Below are 20,946 nucleotides of genomic sequence, written 5' to 3'. Positions count from 1 at the left end.
CGATGCACGTCCTCGCGATCGACCAGGGCACGTCAGGGACCAAGGCCATCGTCGTGGACGCCGGTGGCGCCGTCCTGGCGATCGCCGAGGAGGCCCTGCGCCCGCGTTACCTGGAGGGCGGCGGAGTCGAGCAGGACCCGCGTGCCCTGCTCGACTCCGTTCTGACCGCCGGGCGGCGCGCGGCCGCCGCGGCGGGCGTGCCGCTGGACGCGGTCGCCCTGGCCAACCAGGGCGAGACCGTGCTGGCCTGGGATCCCGTCACCGGCGAGCCGCTCACGCCCGCCATCGTCTGGCAGGACCGCCGTGCCGAGCCGCTGTGCGCCGCGCGGGCCGGGCATGCCGGCCGGGTGGCCGCGCTGACCGGCCTCGTGCTCGACCCGTACTTCTCGGCGCCGAAGATGCGCTGGATCCGCGAGGAGCTGACCACCGAGGGCGTCGTGACGACCACCGACACCTGGCTGGTGCACCGGCTGTGCGGCGCGTTCGTCACCGACGCCTCCACCGCCAGCCGCTCCCTCCTGCTCGGGCTGGAGGACGCGCGGTGGAACGGCGAGCTGCTGGAGCTGTTCGGGCTCGGCTCCGAACGGCTCCCCGAGATCGTCGCCGGTGACGCCGTCGTCGGCACGACCACCGCTTTCGGCCCGGAGGTCCCGGTGACCGGGCTGATCGTCGATCAGCAGGCCGCGCTGCTGGCCGAGGCGTGCCTGGAGGCGGGCACCGCCAAGTGCACGTACGGCACGGGCGCCTTCCTGCTCGCCCAGCTCGGGACGTCCCCGGCGCGCTCGGTATCGGGCCTGGCCACCTCGATCGCCTGGCGGCTGCGCGGCGAGACGCGCTACTGCGTGGACGGCCAGGTCTACACCGCGGCCTCGGCCGTGCGCTGGCTCGCCGACCTCGGCCTCATTTCCGGCGCGGACCAGCTCGACGCCGTCGCGGCGCCCTCCGGCGACGGCGTGCTGTGCGTGCCCGCGCTAGCCGGGCTGGCCGCGCCGTGGTGGGACGCCGGCGCCACCGCCTCGTTCACCGGCATGACGCTCAGCACCGGCCGCGGGCACCTCGTACGGGCGCTGCTGGAGGGGATCGCCGCGCAGGTCGCCGAGCTGACCGCGCTGGTGGGGGCGGATCTCGGCGCGCCGCTGTCCCGGCTGCGCGTGGACGGCGGCCTGACCCGCTCGCGCGTCCTCATGCAGGCGCAGGCCGACCTCGCCCAGCTCCCCGTGGAGGTCTACCCGTCGCCGCACGCGACCCCGCTCGGCGCCGCCGCCTGCGCGCTGATGGCCCTCGACCCGGCCCTGGACGCCGCCGCGGCGGTCGGCGGCTGGCGGCCGTCGGCCGTCTACGAGCCCGTCTGGCCCGCGGACCGGGCCGCCGCGTACCTGGAGCGGTGGCAGGCCGCCGCCCGGGCCACTCTGTCGTCGAAGGAGAACTCGTGAACACCTACGACGTGGCCGTGATCGGCGGCGGCATCGTCGGCGCGGCCATCGCGCGCCTGCTGGGCGGCACCGCGCTGTCGGTGGCGCTGGTGGAGGCGCGCGACGACGTGGGCGACGGCACCAGCAAGGCCAACACCGCCATCCTGCACACCGGCTTCGACGCCAAGCCCGGCACCCTGGAGTCCCGCCTGGTCGCCCGCGGCTACGACCTGCTCGGCCGGTACGCCGAGGCCACCGGCATCCCGGTCGAGCGCACCGGGGCGCTGCTCGTGGCCTGGACGCCGGAACAGCTCGACGCCCTGCCCGAGCTGCGGGCCAAGGCCGAGCGCAACGGCTACACCGCCTGCGAGATCGTCGACGCCGCCGAGGTCTACCGCAGGGTCCCCGCCCTCGGCGCGGGCGCGCTCGGCGGGCTGACGGTGCCCGGCGAGTCCATCATCTGCACCTGGACCACGAACCTCGCCCTGGCCACCGACGCCGTCAACCGCGGCGTGACGCTGCTGCGCGGCCACCGCGTCACCGCGGTCCACCCCGGGCCGGACGCCACCCGGCTGGTCACCACGGGGGGCGAGCTCTCCGCCCGGTGGGTGATCAACGCCGCCGGGCTCGGCGCCGACGCGCTCGACGCCCTCTTCGGCCACGACCGCTTCACCGTCACGCCGCGCCGCGGCGAGCTGCTGGTCTTCGACAAGCTCGCCCGGCCGCTGGCGCCCTGCATCGTGCTGCCGGTGCCGTCGTCGGCGGGCAAGGGCGTGCTCGTCAGCCCCACCATCTACGGCAACGTCATGGTCGGCCCGACCGCCGAGGACCTGACGGACCGGACCGCCACCGGCACCTCCGAGGCGGGGCTGGAGTTCCTGCGCGAGAAGGGCGCGGAGCTCATGCCCCGGCTGATGGCGGAGGAGGTCACCGCGACCTACGCGGGCCTGCGCGCCTCGATCGGACGCGACGACTACCTGATCGACCTCGACGCCGGGCAGCGCTATCTCCTGGTCGGCGGCATCCGCTCCACCGGCCTGACCGCCGGCATGGCGATCGCCGAGCACGTCGCGGACCTGCTCAAGGGCCACCTCGACCTGGCCGAGCGCACCGCGCTGCCCGCGCCGCCCCGCATGCCCAACCTGGGCGAGGCCTTCCCGCGCCCCTACCAGGACGCCGCCGCGATCGCCGCCGACCCCGAGTACGGCCGGGTCGTGTGCTTCTGCGAGCGGGTGACGAAGGGCGAGATCCGCGACGCCCTGGCGTCGGTGATCCCGCCGGCCGGGGTGGAGGGCCTGCGCCGCCGCACCAGAGCCATGAACGGACGCTGCCAGGGCTTCTACTGCGGGGCCCGGGTACGCGAGATCTTCGAAGGGGGAACGGAATGAACGAGCGGGTACGGGTGGCCGTGATCGGCGGAGGTCCGGCCGGGCTCACCGCCGCCGCCACGCTCGCCCCGTCCGTGGACGGCGACGTCCTGGTCCTGGAACGCGAGCCGGAGACCGGCGGCATCCCCCGGCACAGCGACCACCCCGGCTACGGCCTGCGCGACCTGCGCAGGTTCATCTCCGGACCCGCGTACGCGCGCCAGCTGACCCGCCACGCCCGCGACGCCGGAGCCCGGCTGGAGACCGAGGCCATGGTCACCGGCTGGGCCGGACCGCGGACCCTGGAGGTGACCTCGCCGAACGGCCGCCGCCTCGTCCAGGCCGACGCGGTGGTCCTGGCGACCGGCGCCCGGGAGCGGCCCCGCCCGGCCCGGCTCATCCCCGGCGACCGTCCCGACGGCGTCTACACCACCGGCCAGTTGCAGAACCTCGTCCACCTGCACCACCGCGAGGTCGGGCGGCGCGCCGTGGTCGTCGGCGCCGAGCTGGTCAGCTGGTCGGCGGTCCTGACCCTGCGCGAGGCGGGCTGCCGCACGGTGCTGATGACCAGCGAGTACGACCGGCCCGAGGCCTACGCGGCCTTCCACCTCCCGGGACGGCTGGCCTTCGGCGTGCTCGTCCGGGCCCGCACCCGGGTCGTCGCCGTCAACGGCAAGGGCCGCGTGACCTCGGTCGACATCGAGGACCTCGGCACCGGGCGACGCCGCCGCGTCCCCTGCGACACGGTGATCACCACCGGCGACTGGATCCCCGACCACGAGCTGGCCCGTACGGGCGGCCTGGAGATGGACGCGGCCACGCTCGGGCCGCGTGTGGACACCTCCCTGGCCACGAGCCTGCCCGGGGTGTTCGCGGCCGGGAACCTCCTGCACCCGGTCGACACCGCCGACGTCGCCGCGCTCGACGGCCGCCACGTGGCCGCGGCCGTCCTGCGGCACCTGGCCGGGAGCCCCGCCCCCGCCGGCGGGGTGCCGCTGGTGGCCGAGGCTCCTCTGCGCTGGGTCGCGCCGCAGCTCGTCCGCCCCGGCGGGCCGCCGCCCTCCCGTGGCAGGCTCCTGCTCTGGGCGGACGCCTTCCGGACGCTTCCGCGGGTCACCGCCACCCAGGACGGACGCGTCCTCGGCCGTGCCCGGCTTCCGTGGCCGGCCGCTCCCGGCCGCGTCTTCCGCGTCCCCTACTCCCTCGTGGCGGACGCCGACCCCACGGGCGGCCCGGTGCACCTGGCCTTGGAGTGACCGCTATCCCTGTGGTTTGCGGCCGGCGAGCGCGAACCGCCAGAGCCCGTCGAGGCCGACCAGCTCGCGGGTGGGGGTGGAGCGCGGCTTCAGCATCAGATCTCCCCTCGGCGGGCGACCCCGCCCAGCCAGGCCAGGCTCGGCTTGGGGTGGCGCTCGAACGTCGTGCGGTCGACGGCGATGAGCCCGAAGGTCGGCTCCCGGTGTCCCCACTCCGCGACGGGCTGCGCCCGGCGATCGACCCCGAGACGCTGGCCACCATGACCATCTCCCTCATCAACGGCCTGCAGGCGCAGTGGCTCTTCGACCGCGACTCCGTGAAGGTCGAATCCGCCATCCGCGAGTTCTTCCTCTCGGTCATCCCAGGGCTGCCCCGCGCGGCCCTGTCGTGAGCAGACTTATTTAACGGCTGAAACTTTCAGGTGATCCCTCACCTCCCCCGGGCCGGTCGCCGCAGGCAGGGGCATGGATCGGCAGTTCGCGCGGGCCGGGCGTGATCTCCCCTGCTTCTCCGGCCTTCGGCGGCTCTATAGCGTGTGGGGCGCTTCCGCCCCGGATGGCCGGGGCCCGACCACGAGGTAGGTCATGAGAAGAAGGCTTCTCGCCCTCGGCGCCGCCGTGCTCGCGGCCGTCGCGTCGGTCTTGGTGTACGTCCAGTCCGCGTCCGCGGCCGCGGGCCTGCACGTCAGCGGCACGAAGATCGTCGAGGCCAACGGCCGGGAATTCATCATGCGGGGCGTCAATCACCCCCACGTCTGGTACACCAGCCAGACCGGCTCGTTCGCCAACATCAAGGCGCTCGGCGCCAACACCGTGCGCGTCGTGCTCGGCAGCGGCAAACGGTGGGGCCCGTCCACCGACGTCGCCAACGTCATCTCCCTGTGCAAGCAGAACAAGCTGATCTGCGTGCTGGAGGTGCACGACACCACCGGCTACGGCGAGGAGGGCGCCGCCGCCTCGCTCGACGAGGCGGCCGACTACTGGATCAGCCAGAAGAGCGCGCTCGTCGGCCAGGAGAACTACGTCGTCATCAACATCGGCAACGAGCCGATCGGCAACACCAACGCCGCCCAGTGGACCGCCGCCACCGCGAACGCGATCAAGAAGATGCGCAGCAACGGCTTCGAGCACCTGCTCATGGTCGACGCCCCCAACTGGGGCCAGGACTGGCAGTACGTCATGCGCGACAACGCCCAGACGATCCTGAACGCCGACACCCAGCACAACACCGTGCTGTCGATCCACATGTACGCCGTCTTCAACACCGCCGCCGGCATCGTCGACTACCTCAACCGCTTCCAGGCGAACGGGTGGCCGCTGGTCATCGGCGAGTTCGGCTGGCGCTTCAGCTCCAGCGAGGTCGACCACGAGACGATCCTGGCCGAGGCGCAGTCACGCGGCCTCGGCTATCTCGGCTGGTCCTGGAGCGGCAACACCGACCCGATCCTCGACATGGCGACCGGCTTCAACCCGAGCCAGCTCACCACCTGGGGCCAGCGGATCTTCAACGGCGCCAACGGCATCAAGGCGACCGCCAAGGAGGCCACGATCTACGGCGGCTCGTCCGGCACCCCGTCACCCACTCCCACCCCAACCCCCACGCCCACCCCCACGCCTCCCTCCGGCGCCTGCTCGGCCACCTACCAGGTGACCGGCCAGTGGGGCGGCGGCTTCCAGGCCGAGGTCCGGGTCACCGCGGGCAGCTCGGCGATCAGCGGCTGGACGGTGACGTGGGCCTTCGCCAACGGCCAGACCGTCACCAACGCCTGGAACGCGACGGTCAGCAGCAGCGGATCCAACGTGACCGCCCGCAACATGAGCTACAACGGCAGCCTCGGCGCCGGAGCCAGTACGACCTTCGGGTTCCTGGGCTCGTGGAACGGCAGCAACAGCGTCCCCACGCCGTCCTGCGCCGCCCGCTGACGGAACGACGGCCCGGGCCGGACACACCGGCCCGGGCCCGGCTTTCTTTGGCACCCGAAGTAAGGGAGACCGAGTGGCCGGTAGGCCGAGAACCCGCGGGATCGTGCTCAACCGCATCCGGGCGGCGCGCACCATCAGCCGGATCGAGCTCGCCGCCGAGTCCGGGGTCACACCGGCGACCATCACCCAGGTCGTCCGCGAGCTCATGGACCACGGGCTGGTCGTGGAGGTCGGGCGCGGGGCGTCCACCGGCGGCAAGCCCCGGACGCTGCTGCAGCTCAACCCGCGGGCCCGGTACGCGGTGGGCGTCCTGTTCGAACGCAACACCTGCGTCGTCGTCCTCGCCGACCTGACGGGCCGGCCGGTCGCGCGGACCTCGTTCCCCGGCACGGCCCTGCTGCCTCCCGGGCAGGGCCTCACGCTGGTGGCCTCGCGCGTGAACGCCCTGCTCGACACCGCCGGAGTCGATCGCGGGAAGGTGCTCGGGGTGGGACTGGCGACGTACGGGCCGCAGGACCGGCGGGCGGGCGTGCTGCTGACCCACCAGCCGACCGCCGAATGGTTCGGATACCCGGTCGCGCCGCGCCTGTCGGAGATCCTGGGCCTGCCGGTGCTGCTCGACAACGACGCGGCGGCCGCGGCGATCGGGGAGTACTGGCTGGGGGCGGTGGACACGCCCGCGTTCGGCTGCGTCTACATGGCCAGCGGAATCGGCGGGGGCGTCGTCGTGGACGGCGAGCTCTACCGGGGCAGCTCCTCCAACGGCGTCGAGATCGGCCACATCACGGTCGACCTGGACGGAGGGCCGTGCGGCTGCGGCAACTACGGCTGCCTCGGCAACTACGCCGATCCCACCGCGGTGATCAGGCAGGCGCTAGAAGCATCCGGCCTCGGGCTGCGGCTGGGGCTCGACCCCGCCGACTCCGACGTCATGGCCGGGTTCGGCCGCATCGCGACCGCGGCGCAGGCCGGAGACCCCGAGGCGCGTACCCTCATCGAGCGCTCCGCCCGCCACCTGGGCACCGCCGCCGTCACCATGGCGAGCCTGTTCGACCTCGACACGATCGTGCTCGCCGGGCCCAGCCTCGCCGCGGCGGGCCCGATCTACCAGTCGGTCGTCCAGGAGGAGGTGCGGCGGCGCACCTTCGCCCGGCGCGCGCACCCGGTGCGGGTGGTCTCCTCGGTCAGCGGCTCGGACGCGGCCGCGATCGGCGGGGCCGTGCTCGTCCTGCAGGGCGAGCTGGCCGTCCTGGAGCTGGCTCATCTTCATTAATATGATTACTTTTTGTTGCAGGCGGTCCGGCCATGGCATGATTCCGGCATGGAGGAGATCGGAAGGGCCGGCGCCCACGACCGCGTGGTCGTCAGTCTCGGCACGGCCATCGTCAACGGCGTCATCGCCCCCGACGACGACCTCGACGTGGTGGCGCTGCAGGAGCGGTTCGGGGTGAGCCGGACGGCGGTGCGGGAGGCGCTGCGCGTGCTCGCCGCCAAAGGTCTGGTGGGCGCGCGGCCCCGGCGCGGCACGTTCGTCGCGCCGCGCGAGCAGTGGTCGCTGCTCGACGCCGACGTGCTGCGCTGGCGCTTCGCCGCCCAGGTCGACGAGGTGTTCCTCGACGAGCTGGGCGAGGTGCGCCTGACGATCGAGCCCGCGGTGGCGCGCATGGCCGCGCTACGGCGTACCGACCGGGACCTGGCCGCGCTCGAGGACGCTCTGACCGCCATGCGCGAGGCCGCCGGTCGGCCGACCGGCGACCAGGTCGAGGCCGACCTGGCCTTCCACCACGCGCTGTTGCGCGCGGCGCACAACGAGCTGATGGCCCGGATGGCGACCGCGATCGAGGCCGGGTTGCGGCTGCGCGACCAGTTCGTGCACGCGAACCTCACCAGCGAGTCCGCCGACAAGCACGCCGAGGTCCTGCTGGCCGTCCGCCGGCAGCGCCCGAAGGCGGCCGAGACCGCGATGCGAGCGCTCATCGAGCGCTCGATCGCGGACGTCGACATCGCCAAGAAGATCCACGCCGAACAGGGCGGTCACCGGCGCTAGCCGGCGGGGTTCCAGCCGTCGCCGCCGGCCAGGTACTTCTGGGGGGTGTAGTTCGCCGCCTGCGCGTCGCTGAGCTGCGGGCGGTTGGCGTTGGTGGTCGCGCCGGCGCCGTTGTTCCGATATTCGAGGAAACGGGCGTTCTTCCAGGAATTCGATGACATGTCCGTCCAGGGCTGCGCGGTCGCGATCGTCGCGCTCAGCGTCGACTCCCGGTAGAGCACCTGCGCGTCGGGGCGCCACGGCCGCCCGAGGGTGGTCGTGTTGTTCGTGGCGCCGGTGATGCGCGACTTGTAGAACAGGAAGCCGTACGTCTTGGCCGCCGCCGTGCTGGCCGCGGTGACGGGACCGCCCGTGCTGCGCTTCTCGTAGATGTCGCAACTGTGGAAGACGATCGTGCCGCCGCCGAAGACGAAGTCGACGGTCCCCTCGACGTAGGAGTTCTTGACGTACGCGCGGGCCGAGTCGTTGACGAGGAAGGTGTCCTGGTCTCCCAGGATGCGGACGTTCGTCAGCGTGGTGCGGTCGCCGTCCAGCCGCAGGGCTACGGCCTGCGCACCGCTGGGGACGGTGCTCTCGTCGAGGTCGTTGGAGATCGTCAGGTTGGTGGCGGCGGCGTCACGTGCCGAGATCAGCGCGGTGTAGCTGCCGGAGGTGCCGTGGGTGTAGGCCGAGTGGTTGTTCACGATGAGGGTGTCCGACGGGGACGAGCCCAGGCCCTGCAGCGTCACGTACGGCTTGTTGACGACGACGATCTCCCGGTAGGTGCCCGGCTTGATGGTGATCACCACCTGGCTGCCGTTGCCGGCCGGCACCGCGTCGATCGCCGCCTGCACGGTCCGGTAGCGGCCGGTGCCGTCGGACGCCACCGTCGGAGTGGCCGATCCGGAGATGGAGTTGAAGGTCCACTGCATGCGGGCCACGTCGGAGCAGGTCTCCTGGACGATGGGGTTGTTGCCCGCCGTGGAGCCGTCCTTGTTGCTCACGCACAGCCCGGTCGCGACGCTCTTCACCAGATACTTGCCGGACGCGGCCGTCGAGGGCATGAGGGTCCACTGCTGGTTGGTCTTGCCGCCGTCGCCGCAACCCCACTGCTGCAACTGCGTACCGGAGACCGTCGAAGCCCCGGGCACGTCGACGCACCGGCCGCTGCCGCTGTTGACCAGATTGAACGCGCTCCCCCGCGCCACCGCCCTGAACTGCTGATCGAGCGCGGAGGAGGCGCAGGCGGTCTGGACGAGCAGGGCGCCGTTGTCGGCCGAAGCGCCCGTCACATCGACGCACTTGCCGCTCGACCCCGACGCCAGCGTGTAGACGCCGCCGTCGGCCGGGGCAGCGGCGGCCGAGCTCACTCCGGTGGAGAGGGTCAGGACGGTGACGGGCATCGCCAGGACGACCGCGATCTTCGCGGCGCGTGACGGTGCCTGGATGCCGTGGCGCATGGTCGGCCCTTTCCTGAGGTGGGGGGTGCCCCGGGCCGGCTCTGGCGCCGGCCCGGGGTGTCGATCACAGGCCGATGTTGGCCTGCGGGCCCGCGTAGGTGCGAAGGAGCGCCGGGACCTGCGCCGCGGGGTCCAGCGTGTAGGAGTAGAAGGAGGACGGCGTGAAGGCGGAGCCGCCGGTCTCCCGCTGGCCCGTCGAGTTGACCACGATGCTGCCGCTCTGGCGGAGCTCGGCGGCGTCGTCCCTGTAGTAGGGGTCCTTGACGTTGTCGTAGTAGCTGTTCTCGAGCACCATCTTGGTGGCGCCGCGCGAGTAGTTGCCGTAGCCGGTGATGTTCTGCAGGTAGTTGTTGTACAGGTGGGCGTAGGCGACGTTGTCGGTGCTGGGGTTGCGCTGGTTGTTGTCGTGGATCCAGTTGTGGTGGATCGTCATCCGCGCCGTGACGTTGTCGGTCCAGCCGATGCCGAACGCCTTGTTGTTCTCCGACAGGACGTTCCAGGACACGGTGAGGTAGCTGGTGTCCTTGCGGCTGTCGATCAGCCCGTCGTTCATCCGGGTGATCGTGTTGTGGTCGATCCAGATGTGGTGGGCGGTGTCCATCTGGATGCCGTCATAGTCGTACAGCTTGTCGTCGGGGTCGTCGTCGGCCATCCGGGTGTCGCGGATGGTCAGGTTCCGGATGATCACGTTGCTGACGCCGGTGCCGAGGAAGAAGCCGCCGTTGACGATGTGGCCCCTGGTGCCGACGCCGACGATGGTCTTGTTGGAGGCGACCTTGATCTCGGTGCCGTACGGCGTGACGGTGATGGCGCCGTTGACCTTGATGACGTACGGGGCGGCGGCGGTGGCGTACTTGACCAGGTCGGCGTAGGTGGTGACGGTCACCGTGGCGCCGGCCGCGCCTCCGGTGGTGGTCGTCAGGCCGCTGCCGCTGGTGGCGGCGAACCCGTCGGCGTTGTTGGACCAGACCCGGTCGCCCGACGAGGTGGAGTTGACGGACCACTGCATGCGGGCGACGTCGGAGCAGGCCTCCTGGACGATCGGGTTGTTGCCCGCCGTGGAGCCGTCCTTGTTGCTCACGCACAGCCCGGTCGCGACGCTCTTCACCAGGTACTTGCCGGACGCGGCGGAGGAAGGCGTGAAGGTCCACTGCTGGTTGCTCTTGCTGCCGTCGCCGCAACCCCACTGCTGCAACTGCGTACCGGAGACCGTGGACCCGCCCGGCACGTCGACACACCGGGTGCTGCCGCTGTTGACCAGATTGAACGCGCTCCCCCGCGCCACCGCCCTGAACTGCTGATCGGCGGCGGTGGGGACGCAGGCGGTCTGGACGAGCAGGGCGCCGTTGTCGGCCGAGGCGCCCGTCACATCGACGCACTTGCCGCTCGACCCCGACGCCAGCGTGTACACGGCGCCGTCGGCCGGGGCCGCCGCCTGCGCCGGTCCCGCGGACGTCACCAGCGCGGTGGCGGTGACCAGGACGGCGGCCATGGGGACGCCGATCGATCGGGTGCGGCCTTTGATGGTTGTGAGCAGATTCATTGATCGCATCCTCGAAGGTCGAGAGGAATCTCCGCATCGGACGAATCAGCGCGCTTCACTAAATCGCCGCCCTCCGCGTCAGTGCGCTGAGGTTACGACCGCTTTTCTGATTACGTCAATCCATGAAACAAACAGGAGGTAGCTGGTCGAGCCCGGTTTTCAGCGCCCCTGACGGCCGGTCAGCCCACCCTTGCGGCGTTCTTCGCTGGTCATTGCATGACCCCGGGGCGAAGGGCGACAAGCCGTCATCCGAAAAATTTCGATGATTCGGCGGCGCGCCCATCTGAAACTTTCCTCGGTCACCCGGCGGCCCGGTCCGTAACTCGGTGCGCGTACTCTGGCATGTCACCCGTCGTCCACCCAGGGAGCACCGCTTGCGCAGCAATCCGGCCGATTTACGCCTGAGGGCCTCGACCGCGGTCTACCCCGCGGGCGTACTGGCCCCATCACCCCGTACCCTCATCGACGTCCTCGACGAGACCGCGCGCCGCCACCCGCACGCGCCGGCGATCGACGACGGCACCGTGGTCCTCGACTACCTGTCGCTGCGCGCCGAGGTGGACCGGCTGGTCGCCGAGCTCGCCGAGGCCGGGGTCGGCCGCGGCTCCCGCGTCGGCGTGCGCCTCGCGTCGGGGACCGCCGAGCTGTACGTGTCCATCCTCGCCGTGCTCGCCGCCGGCGCCGCCTACGTGCCCGTCGACGCCGACGACCCGGCCGAGCGCGCGGAGACCGTCTTCGCCGAGGCCGGCGTGGACGCGATCGTCTCCGGAGAGCTCACGGTGACCGGCACCCCGGTCCGGGCCCCCGCGCCGCCGGAGCCCGGCGACGACGCGTGGATCATCTTCACCTCCGGCTCGACCGGCAAGCCGAAGGGCGTCGCGGTGACGCACCGGTCCGCCGCCGCGTTCGTGGACGCGGAAGCGGGGCTGTTCCTGCAGGAGCGGCCGCTGGGCCCCGGTGATCGGGTGCTGGCCGGGCTCTCGGTGGCCTTCGACGCCTCCTGCGAGGAGATGTGGCTGGCCTGGCGGCACGGCGCCTGCCTCGTGCCCGCGCCCAGAGCCCTGGTGCGCACCGGGATGGACCTGGGCCCGTGGCTGGCCGCCCACCGGATCACGGCCGTCTCGACCGTGCCCACGCTGGCCGCGCTCTGGCCGGCCGAGCACCTCGACGGCATCCGGCTGCTCATCTTCGGCGGCGAGGCCTGCCCGCCCGAGCTGGCCGAGCGGCTGGCCGTGCCGGGGCGCGAGGTGTGGAACACGTACGGGCCCACCGAGGCCACCGTGGTGGCCACGGCGGCGCGGCTGACCGGCGAGGGCCCGGTCCGCATCGGCCTGCCCCTCGACGGGTGGGACCTCGCGGTCGTGGACGGCACGGGCGAGCCGGTCGCCATGGGCGAGACCGGCGAGCTGGTGATCGGCGGCGTCGGCCTGGCCCGCTACCTGGACCCGGCCAAGGACGCCGAGAAGTACGCGCCGCTGCCCTCGCTGGGCTGGCAGCGCGCCTACCGCAGCGGCGACCTCGTACGCGCCGAACCCGACGGGCTCATCTTCGCCGGCCGGGCCGACGACCAGGTGAAGCTGGGCGGCCGCCGGATCGAGCTGGGCGAGGTGGACGCGGCGCTGCAGGCGCTGCCCGGGGTCGCGGGCGCGGCCGCCGCCGTCCGCACCGCCGGCGGCGGCCACCAGGTGCTCGTCGGCTACCTCGTCACCGAGCCCGGCTTCGACCTCGCCCAGGCGCGCGAACGGCTCGCGGACACGCTGCCCGCGGCCCTGGTGCCGCGCCTGGCGCCGGTCGACTCGCTGCCCACCAGGACCTCGGGGAAGATCGACCGGGCCGCGCTGCCGTGGCCGCTGACCGAGCCGGCCGCCGCGGAGGTCGCGCTGAGCCCGGCCGAGGCGCGGCTGGCCGGACACTGGACCGCCGTCCTCGGCGTGCCGCCGAGCGGCCCCGACGCCGACTTCTTCACCGACGGCGGCACCAGCCTGGCCGCGGCCCGGCTGGTGTCGGTCCTGCGCGCCGACCATCCCGACGTGGCCGTGGGCGACGTGTACGCCCAGCCGACGCTCGGCGGGCTGGCCCGGCTGCTGGCCGGCAGGGGCGAGGCCGAGCCGGATCGGCCGCCGGTGACCCCGATGCCCCGGCGGGCCGCGCTGGCCCAGTCCGCGCTCATGGTCGTGCTGCTGAGCGCCGGCGCGGCGCGCTGGATCGTGCTGCTCGCCGCGCTCGGCAACCTGCTCGCACCCTCCTGGGCCCCCTTGTTGTCGTGGTGGTGGGTGGCGCTGGGCGCGCTGCTGTTCGTCACCCCCGCGGGACGGATGGGCCTGTCCGCGGCCGTGGCCCGGCTCGTGCTGCGCGGCGTGCGGCCCGGCGCCTATCCGCGCGGCGGCGGCGTGCACCTGCGGGTGTGGTTCGCCGAGCGGTTCGCGGAGCGGCTCGGCGTGCCCGACCTGGCCGGGGCCCCGTACATGGCGTGGTACGCCCGGCTGCTCGGCGCCCAGGTGGGCGCCGACGCCGACCTGCACTCGCCGCCGCCCGTCACGGGGCTGCTCAAGCTCGGCAGAGGCGCCTCGGTCGAGCAGGAGGTCGATCTCAGCGGCTACTGGTACGACGGCGACCTGCTGCGCGTCGGAGAGATCAGGATCGGCGCGGGCGCGACCGTCGGGTCCCGCTCGACGCTGCTGCCCGGCACCAGGATCGGGAAGAACGCCCAGATCGCTCCCGGATCGGCGGTCGCCGGCACCGTGCCGGCAGGGCAGCACTGGGCCGGCGCGCCGGCGTTCCGGCAGGGCAAGTCCCGCCGGTCGCGCCCGGCGGAGCGGCCCGCCCGCTCCCGGTTCTGGGCCGCCGTGTACGGGGTGAGCGCGATGGTGCTCAGCCTGCTCCCCGCCGTCGCGGCCGCGGCCGGGCTCGCGGTCCTGGCCGCGTTCGCCGGGGACGCGCTCACGATCGGCGCGGCCCTGGCCGCCGCCCTGCCGGGCGTGCCGGTCGCGACCCTCGCGGGCATGGCGGCCTTCGCCCTGGTCACGCTGGTCAGCGTGCGGCTGCTCGGGCTGGGCCTGCACGCGGGCCGTCACCCGGTGCACAGCCGCCAGGCGTGGCAGGCGTGGGCGACCGGACGGCTGATGGCCTCGGCGCGGGTCTGGCTGTTCCCCCTGTACGCCAGCGTCCTGACGCCCGTGTGGCTGCGGGCGCTCGGCATGAAGGTGGGCCGCGGCGTCGAGCTGTCCACGGTTCTGGCGCTGCCCACCATGACCTCCGTCGGCGACGGCGCGTTCCTGGCCGACGACACGATGGTGGCCCCGTACGAGCTGGACGGCGGGTGGATGCGCATCGCCTCCGCGCGGATCGGCAAGCGGGCCTTCCTCGGCAACTCGGGGATGACCGCGCCCGGCCGCAAGGTGCCCAAGGACGGCCTGGTCGGCGTGCTGTCGGCGACGCCGAAGAAGGCCAGGTCCGGCTCGTCGTACGTGGGCATGCCGCCCATGGAGCTGCGCCGCACCGCCGAGGACGCCGACCGCAGCCGCACCTACGACCCGCCCGCCCGGTACAAGGCGGCCAGGGCGCTGGTCGAGGCGTTCCGCGTGGTGCCGGCGATGTGCGCGGTCGCGCTCGCCGTCCTGGTCGCCGCCGCCTTCGAGTGGCTCGCGGCGAGCTACGGCTTCGCGGTGACGCTCGCGCTGGGCGGCGTGGTGCTGCTGGCCGCGGGTGTGGCCGCCGCTCTGGTCGCGACGGCCGCCAAATGGGCGCTGATCGGCCGGATCCGGGCGGGCAGCCGGCCGCTGTGGAGCTCGTTCGTGTGGCGCAACGAGCTGGCGGACAACTTCGTGGAGGTGCTGGCGGCGCCCTGGTTCGCGCAGCCGTGGCTGGGGACCGCGCCGCTGAACGTGTGGCTGCGTTCACTCGGGGCGCACATCGGGCATGGTGTCACATGTGACACATATTGGCTTCCAGAGGCAGATCTGGTGACATTGGGTGATGGAGCCTGCGTCAACCGGGGCTGCGTCCTGCAGACCCACCTGTTCCACGACCGGGTCATGAACATGGACACCGTGACCCTCGACGCGGGCGCGACGCTGGGTCCGCACGGCGTGGTGCTGCCCGCCGCGCGGGTGGGCGCCGACGCCACGATCGGGCCGGCCTCGCTCGTCATGCGGGGGGAGTCGGTGCCCGGCCGTACGCGCTGGTTCGGCAACCCCATCTCGGCGTGGCGATGACACCGTACTTCCCCGGGCACGGCGACCACCGCTACATGGTGTCGCACTATGACCTGGCGCTGAAGTACCGGTTGGCGAACAACCGGCTCGACGGCACGGCCCTGCTCACGGTGACGGCCGCCGAGCCCCTCAGCGTGCTCGACCTGGACCTCGGCCGCTTCCGGGTCGAAGGCGTCACCGTGGACGGCGTTCCCGCCCGCCATACGCACGGCCAGGGCAAGCTGCGGGTGACGCTGCCCTGGTCGCTGGCCGCGGGCGCCGTCGCCGGTGTCGAGGTCCGCTACGGGGGCAGGCCGGCGCCGGTGCCGAGCCCGTGGGGCGGGCTGGGCTGGGAGGAGCTGTCCGACGGCGCGCTGGTCGCCGGGCAGCCCATCGGCGCGCCGTCCTGGTTCCCGTGCAACGACCGGCCCGGGGACAAGGCGACGTACCGGATCTCCGTGACGACCGCGTCGCCGTACGTGGTCATCGCGAACGGGGCGCTCACCGGCCAGCGTCGCGCGGGCGGGAACACGACCTGGGTCTACGATCAGCCCGAGCCGATGGCGAGCTACCTGGCCAGCGTGCAGATCGGGCGCTACCGGCTCGCGGAGGTCGCGGGCGCCCGGGTGGCCCACCCCACGCGCCTGGCCACCCGCGTCCGGCACGACTTCGGGCGGCAGGGCGAGATGATGGCGGTGTTCACCGACCGTTTCGGGCCCTATCCGTTCGGCGGCTACGTCGTCGTCGTGGTCGACGACGAGCTGGACATCCCGGTCGAGGCGCAGGGCATGTCGATCTTCGGCAGGAACCACGTGGACGGGCGGCGCGGGTTCGAGCGGCTGGTGGCGCACGAGCTGGCCCACCAGTGGTTCGGCAACAGCCTCACGCTGTCCCGCTGGAGCGACATCTGGCTGCAGGAGGGGTTCGCCACCTACGCCGAATGGCTCTGGTCGGAGGCCTCGGGCGGGCAGCCCGCCGCCGCCCACGCCCGGCGCTGGCACCAGCGCCTCACCGCCCTCCCGCAGGACTTCATCCTGACCGACCCCGGGGTGGGCACGCTGTTCGACGACCGCGTGTACAAGCGGGGGGCGCTGACCGTGCACGCGCTGCGCCGGACGCTGGGCGACGAGGTTTTCTTCCCCATGCTGCGCGACTGGACGGCGGGACGCCGGCACGCGAACGTCACCACCCAGGACTTCGCCGCGCACGTCCAGCGGCACGCCGCCCAGCCGGTGGGGCCGCTGCTGTCGGCCTGGCTCCACGACAAGCCCCTGCCGCCGCTCCCCTGACGACGCGCCCTAATACCGGTTCATCCTGGCGTCCATGGCGAGACCCGCGTCGATCACCTTCGCCGGAACCCCCTTGATGCCCATTTGGTCCTTGGCGATCCGACCAGCCGGTGGTCGTCGAGGACCAGCACTGTGCTCTACAGCCTGTAGAGTTAGCGCGACAATCGGACGAAAGGGTGGATTGTGCTGCGCTGGTTTCGACTCGTGGCGGTGGCCGAGGCGTGCTCGTGGGCGGGGCTGCTGGTCGGGATGTTCTTCAAGCATGTGACCGAGACCGGCGAGCTCGGCGTGAAGGTGTTCGGGCCGATCCACGGCGCGCTGTTCGTGCTGTACGCGGCCGGGGTGATGCTCTCGGCGCGGGAGGCGGGCTGGAGCCGGGGCACCGTGGTGCTGGGGCTGGCGTGCGCGGTGCCGCCGTTCACCTCGGTGTGGTTCGAGCGGCGGATGGCGGCGCGTACGGCGGCCGGGCAGCTCGCCTGACCCCGACGGCGGGCTGCCAGGGCGCCGAGCGCGTGCGTCACGGGCCTGGCACCTGCCGCGCCTGCCGCACGGCCAGGAGGGCGAGCGGGAGCAGCGGGACGAGCAGGTGGACGGCCCCGGCCAGCTGCTGGTCGGTGAGAAGGTCCGGCCCGTCGTCGGGGCCCACCAGGTAGAACCAGTCGGCCGCGACCGGCGGGCCGAGCAGCAGGAACGCCCCCACGGCGAGCTGCACCAGCAGCACGCCGCCCAGCAGCCCGGCACGCAGCGGCCGGGAGACGGGGCGCGGCATCGGGTCCACGCCGGCCAGCACCCGGAAGACCAGCAGCCCGCCGCCCAGGAACAGGGCCATGGTGAGCAGGTGGGCGGCGTGACCGGCCAGCGACCAGACCAGCCAGCCGGTGCGGTACAGCAGCGGGAACGCCACCATGTACGCCGCCGGCAGCAGGGCGAGGAAGGTCAATCTGCGCTTCCGGAGCCGGGCGCCGAGATCGCCGTACTGGGAGGACTCCGTCGTGGCCCGGGAGGCGAGGGTGAGCGGGGCCCCGAGGCAGAGCAGGAGCGGAGCCACGACGGCCAGCACGACGTGCTGCAGGGCCTGGACCGACAGCATCGCCCGCGCGTAACCACCGATGCCGGAGAGCAGGACGAGCGCCAGGAGCGCCAGGCCGGCGTACCAGGCGAGTGTGCGGCCGAGCGGCCAGTCCCCCACGCGGCGCACGCCGACCAGGTATCCGACGGCGGGCAGGGCCAGGCAGAGCAGGATCAGCGTGTCCGGGCGGAACTCGGTGAGCAGCGCGCCGGGCGTGAAGGGCGGCAGGTCGTACTCCAGCAGGCGCTCATGCGCGTCCCCGGCGCCCGGCGACGGGGGCGGCGGCGGGGTGCGGGACAGGCCGACGGCCAGGCCCATGGCCGCCATCATCACGATCATCTCGCCCGCCGCCAGCCGGACGAAGACGTGGCGCGCGCTCCGGTCGGCGACGTGCGCGACCGTACGGCTCCGGTGGGTCCAGCCGAACAGGCCGAGCAGCGCGAGCGCGGCGGTCTTGGCCAGCAGGAACTGCCCGTACTCGGTCCGCCAGAGGTCGGACACGACGCTCAGCCGCACCCACGCCCCCACGACCCCGGAGACGGCCACCGCCGCGAAACAGCACAAGGCGATCGTGCTGAACCGGGACAGCACGGCCCGCAGGTCGCCGGCGCGGCGGAAGTGGATGAGGACGGCGCCCAGCCCGCCGACCCACAACGACACCGCGATCAGGTGAGCCGTCAGCGCGGAGACCGCGACGTCGTGGTCAGCGGCCGAGGCGGCGTGCCCGACGTAGGCGGGGGGCAGCAGCCCGAACGCGGCGACCGCGAGCGCGATCCACCCGGGCAGGCGCGGCAGCCGGGTGGCCAGGACGACCATGGTGATGGCGCCGAGCACCGGCAGCAGGGCCCGCGCCTGCGGGATGGTCAGGCCGTAGCGCAGCAGGCCGGGATCGGCGATCAGGTCCGTGACGGGCAGCGGCAGCACGTACGACATGGTCAGCGGGTAGCTCAGGGCGGCGGCGACCGCCCATCCCAGCGCCCACCACCGGGCCGCCCGCAGGCAGGCCGCCTTCTCGGGCGAGCCGGCCGGCGCGAGGACGACGGCGGCCAGCAACGTTCCCAGGGTGGCCACCGCGCACAGGTCGTAGCCGAGCTTGACCAGCGGCAGGGCCCACTCGGTGACCGGGCCGGCGGTGGGCAGGCCGGCGATCACCGGCTCCGCCTCAGCACCCCCGAACCGCAGGGCCGCGACCAGCACCACGACCCCCGCCGCCACCACCGAACCGGCGTAGATCCGCGTCGCTGCCCTCATATTCATCGGATACGCGGAGGGGCGGAGGCCGGTTCATTGGCAGGGTTTGCCGGACATGTGCTGCATTGCAACTCTTGACAGTAAAGATGCCGATATTAGGGTGATGATCAGGTTGCCGGTCTAGACCGCGCAGAGAAAGGCGCGCCCCCCGACCCCTCATGGGTATAGACCAGTGGAGACTTCCTTGAGCAGACGCAAGATCACCCCTGCGGCGTGCCTCGCGCTGGCCGCGACCCTGTGTGCGGGGGCGCTCCTGCCCGTCCCCGCGGCCCAGGCCGCTCCCGTCCCGCCCTTACCCTCGGTGTCGCCCACCCCACAGTCGCTGACCGGCGCCGGCGCCGCCGCCGTCGTCACCGGCCGGGTGCTCGTGGTCGCCGACGGCCAGACCGACCCCGCCGCCCGCGACCGCCTCGTACGGGAGCTCAAGGCGCACGGCGCCGGCCGGGTGGACACGGTCGCCCCCGACAAGATCCCCGCAGGCACGTCCGGCCTGCTCAAGGTCCGCCTCGGCCCGGCGGCCCGCCCGGACATCGCGCAGGCGCTCGGCGGCACGGTCGTCCCCGGCCAGGCCGAGGGATACGCGTTGCGGGTCTCGGGCGGCACGCCGCGCCAGATCGCGCTCGGCGGCAAGGACGCCGCGGGCCAGTTCTACGCCGTGCAGACGCTGCGGCAGCTGTTCGTCCCGTCCGGCGGTGGCTGGCAGGTGGCGGGGGTCCAGGTCAGCGACTTCCCGTCCATGCCGCTGCGCGGCACCATCGAAGGCTTCTACGGCGCGCCGTGGACCCACGCCGAACGCCTCGACCAGATGGACTTCTACGGCGACGTCAAGGCCAACACCTACATCTACGCCCCCAAGGACGATCCCTACCACCGCGACAAATGGCGCGACCCCTACCCGGCGGACAAGCTGGCCGAGCTGGGCGAGCTGGTGGCCCGGGCCGGCGCCAACCACGTCCGCTTCACCTTCGCGCTCTCCCCCGGCGTGTCGATCTGCTATTCCGACCGCGCGGACCGCGACATCCTCAAGCGGAAGCTGCAGGCGCTCTACGACCTGGGCGCCAGGGCGTTCTCCATCCCGCTGGACGACATCAGCTACACCCGCTGGAACTGCGCGGCGGACGAGACGGCGTACGGCGCGGCCGGACGCACCGCCGCGGCCAAGGCCCAGGTCGACCTGCTCAACGATCTGCAGCGCGACTTCATCGCCACCCACGACGGCGCACAGCCGCTGCAGATGGTGCCCACCGAGTACGGCGACCTGACCGACACCACGTACAAGCAGACCATGCGGGCCTCCCTCGATCCCGCGGTCGAGGTGATGTGGACCGGCACCGACACCGTCCCGCCGGAGATCACCAACGCGCAGGCCGAGAAGGCGGCGCAGCTGTTCGGCCGCAAGGTCTTCGTCTGGGACAACTACCCGGTCAACGACTACGGCAACACCAGCGGCCGGCTGCTGCTGGCGCCCTACGACAAGCGCGAGGGCGGCCTGGCGGCGCACCTGTCCGGCATCGTGGCCAACCCGATGAACCAGCCGTACGCGAGCAAGGTCGCGGTCTTCGGCGCCGCGGACTTCACCTGGAACGACAAGGTGTACGACGCGAGGAGGAGCTGGCCGCGCGCGATGGCCTATCTCGCCGGCGGCGACCAGGCGGCCACCGCGGCCCTGCTGGTCTTCGGCGACCTGGAGCACATGGCCCCGACCTTCGGCGGCACCCCCTGGCAGACCCAGGCGCCCGAGCTCGCCGCGCGGGTGGCCGCGTTCTGGCAGGCGTGGGACGCCGGGCGGCGCACCCAGGCGATCACCGCGCTGCGGCCGTACGCGAAGGCCATCGCCACGGCGCCGGCCACCATCCGCGGCGGAGCGGTGCAGAAGGGCTTCACCGACGACGCCGCGTCCTGGCTGGACGCCACCGAGCTGTGGGGCCGGGCGATGGTGGACCTGCTCGACGCGCTGCAGGCCCGGGAGGCCGGGGACGAGACCAAGGCCGCCGCGTTGCTCGCCGAATCGCGTGACCTGCAGCGGCAGGCCCGCGCCGTCCGGGTCAGCCCGCCGCGCAACCGCTGGGGCGCGGCCCAGCCGCAGGTCGGCGACGGGGTGCTCGACGTCTTCCTGGCCGCGGCCGACGCCCGGCTCCAGCGGTGAGGGGCCGGCGG

At 73.0% G+C, this 20,946-nt stretch carries 14 protein-coding genes; 11 read left to right on the top strand and 3 right to left on the bottom strand.

What is annotated here, in order from left to right:
- Positions 1 to 2 precede the first annotated feature (2 nt).
- The 7 genes from AB0L65_RS23550 to AB0L65_RS23520 all read left to right on the top strand — a co-directional run bounded on the left by AB0L65_RS23550 (position 3) and on the right by AB0L65_RS23520 (position 8,005).
- Positions 3 to 1,433, top strand: a complete 1,431-nt coding sequence (locus AB0L65_RS23550; RefSeq protein ID WP_364248761.1) for an FGGY family carbohydrate kinase — start codon at positions 3 to 5, stop codon at positions 1,431 to 1,433.
- Positions 1,430 to 2,800 (top strand): NAD(P)/FAD-dependent oxidoreductase, encoded by a 1,371-nt coding sequence (locus AB0L65_RS23545; protein ID WP_364248759.1) that lies wholly within the window; start codon positions 1,430 to 1,432, stop codon positions 2,798 to 2,800. Before AB0L65_RS23550 ends, AB0L65_RS23545 begins: the two co-directional genes overlap by 4 nt.
- Complete coding sequence (locus tag AB0L65_RS23540) at positions 2,797 to 4,035, top strand: FAD-dependent oxidoreductase (protein WP_364248757.1); 1,239 nt, start codon at positions 2,797 to 2,799, stop codon at positions 4,033 to 4,035. The genes AB0L65_RS23545 and AB0L65_RS23540 overlap by 4 nt, the downstream gene beginning before the upstream one ends.
- Positions 4,036 to 4,238: 203 nt before the next feature.
- Positions 4,239 to 4,427, top strand: a complete 189-nt coding sequence (locus tag AB0L65_RS23535) for a hypothetical protein (RefSeq protein ID WP_364248755.1) — start codon at positions 4,239 to 4,241, stop codon at positions 4,425 to 4,427.
- Between the two features lie 193 nt (positions 4,428 to 4,620).
- On the top strand, positions 4,621 to 5,958 hold the full coding sequence (locus tag AB0L65_RS23530) for a cellulase family glycosylhydrolase (protein ID WP_364248753.1): 1,338 nt from the start codon (positions 4,621 to 4,623) through the stop codon (positions 5,956 to 5,958).
- 73 nt (positions 5,959 to 6,031) lie between these two features.
- On the top strand, positions 6,032 to 7,231 hold the full coding sequence (locus AB0L65_RS23525; protein WP_364248751.1) for an ROK family transcriptional regulator: 1,200 nt from the start codon (positions 6,032 to 6,034) through the stop codon (positions 7,229 to 7,231).
- A 48-nt stretch (positions 7,232 to 7,279) separates the two neighbouring features.
- Positions 7,280 to 8,005 (top strand): FadR/GntR family transcriptional regulator, encoded by a 726-nt coding sequence (locus AB0L65_RS23520; protein WP_364248749.1) that lies wholly within the window; start codon positions 7,280 to 7,282, stop codon positions 8,003 to 8,005.
- Here AB0L65_RS23520 and AB0L65_RS23515 read toward each other — a convergent pair.
- Both AB0L65_RS23515 and AB0L65_RS23510 read right to left on the bottom strand, forming a co-directional pair.
- On the bottom strand, positions 8,002 to 9,444 hold the full coding sequence (locus tag AB0L65_RS23515; RefSeq protein ID WP_364248747.1) for a pectinesterase family protein: 1,443 nt from the start codon (positions 9,442 to 9,444) through the stop codon (positions 8,002 to 8,004). The two genes, AB0L65_RS23520 and AB0L65_RS23515, sit on opposite strands and share 4 nt — an antisense overlap.
- Positions 9,445 to 9,508: 64 nt before the next feature.
- Positions 9,509 to 10,987: an RICIN domain-containing protein gene (locus AB0L65_RS23510; protein WP_364248745.1), complete on the bottom strand. Its 1,479-nt coding sequence runs from the start codon at positions 10,985 to 10,987 to the stop codon at positions 9,509 to 9,511.
- A 374-nt stretch (positions 10,988 to 11,361) separates the two neighbouring features.
- On the opposite strand from AB0L65_RS23510, the gene AB0L65_RS23505 reads away from it, so the two are divergent.
- The 3 genes from AB0L65_RS23505 (at position 11,362) to AB0L65_RS23495 (ending at position 16,949) form a co-directional block, all read left to right on the top strand.
- The gene (locus AB0L65_RS23505; protein ID WP_364248743.1) at positions 11,362 to 15,201 is read left to right on the top strand and encodes a Pls/PosA family non-ribosomal peptide synthetase; all 3,840 of its coding nucleotides are present in this window, start codon (positions 11,362 to 11,364) and stop codon (positions 15,199 to 15,201) included.
- Complete coding sequence (locus tag AB0L65_RS23500; RefSeq protein WP_364248816.1) at positions 15,198 to 16,469, top strand: M1 family metallopeptidase; 1,272 nt, start codon at positions 15,198 to 15,200, stop codon at positions 16,467 to 16,469. The genes AB0L65_RS23505 and AB0L65_RS23500 overlap by 4 nt, the downstream gene beginning before the upstream one ends.
- A gap of 183 nt (positions 16,470 to 16,652) precedes the next feature.
- The gene (locus AB0L65_RS23495; RefSeq protein WP_363984751.1) at positions 16,653 to 16,949 is read left to right on the top strand and encodes a DUF3817 domain-containing protein; all 297 of its coding nucleotides are present in this window, start codon (positions 16,653 to 16,655) and stop codon (positions 16,947 to 16,949) included.
- Positions 16,950 to 16,986: 37 nt separating this feature from the next.
- On the opposite strand, the gene AB0L65_RS23490 is transcribed toward AB0L65_RS23495, so the two are convergent.
- The gene (locus AB0L65_RS23490; protein WP_364248741.1) at positions 16,987 to 18,789 is read right to left on the bottom strand and encodes a cytochrome c oxidase assembly protein; all 1,803 of its coding nucleotides are present in this window, start codon (positions 18,787 to 18,789) and stop codon (positions 16,987 to 16,989) included.
- Between the two features lie 184 nt (positions 18,790 to 18,973).
- Between AB0L65_RS23490 and AB0L65_RS23485 the strand changes: the two genes are divergently transcribed.
- Positions 18,974 to 20,935 carry a beta-N-acetylglucosaminidase domain-containing protein gene (locus AB0L65_RS23485; protein ID WP_364248739.1) on the top strand — a complete coding sequence of 654 codons (1,962 nt, stop codon included), beginning with the start codon at positions 18,974 to 18,976 and terminating at the stop codon, positions 20,933 to 20,935.
- Positions 20,936 to 20,946 lie beyond the last annotated feature (11 nt).

The organism is Nonomuraea sp. NPDC052116, from assembly GCF_040680035.1.
GTDB lineage: Bacteria > Actinomycetota > Actinomycetes > Streptosporangiales > Streptosporangiaceae > Nonomuraea > Nonomuraea angiospora_A.
This window is presented reverse-complemented; position numbering and strand designations above follow the sequence as displayed.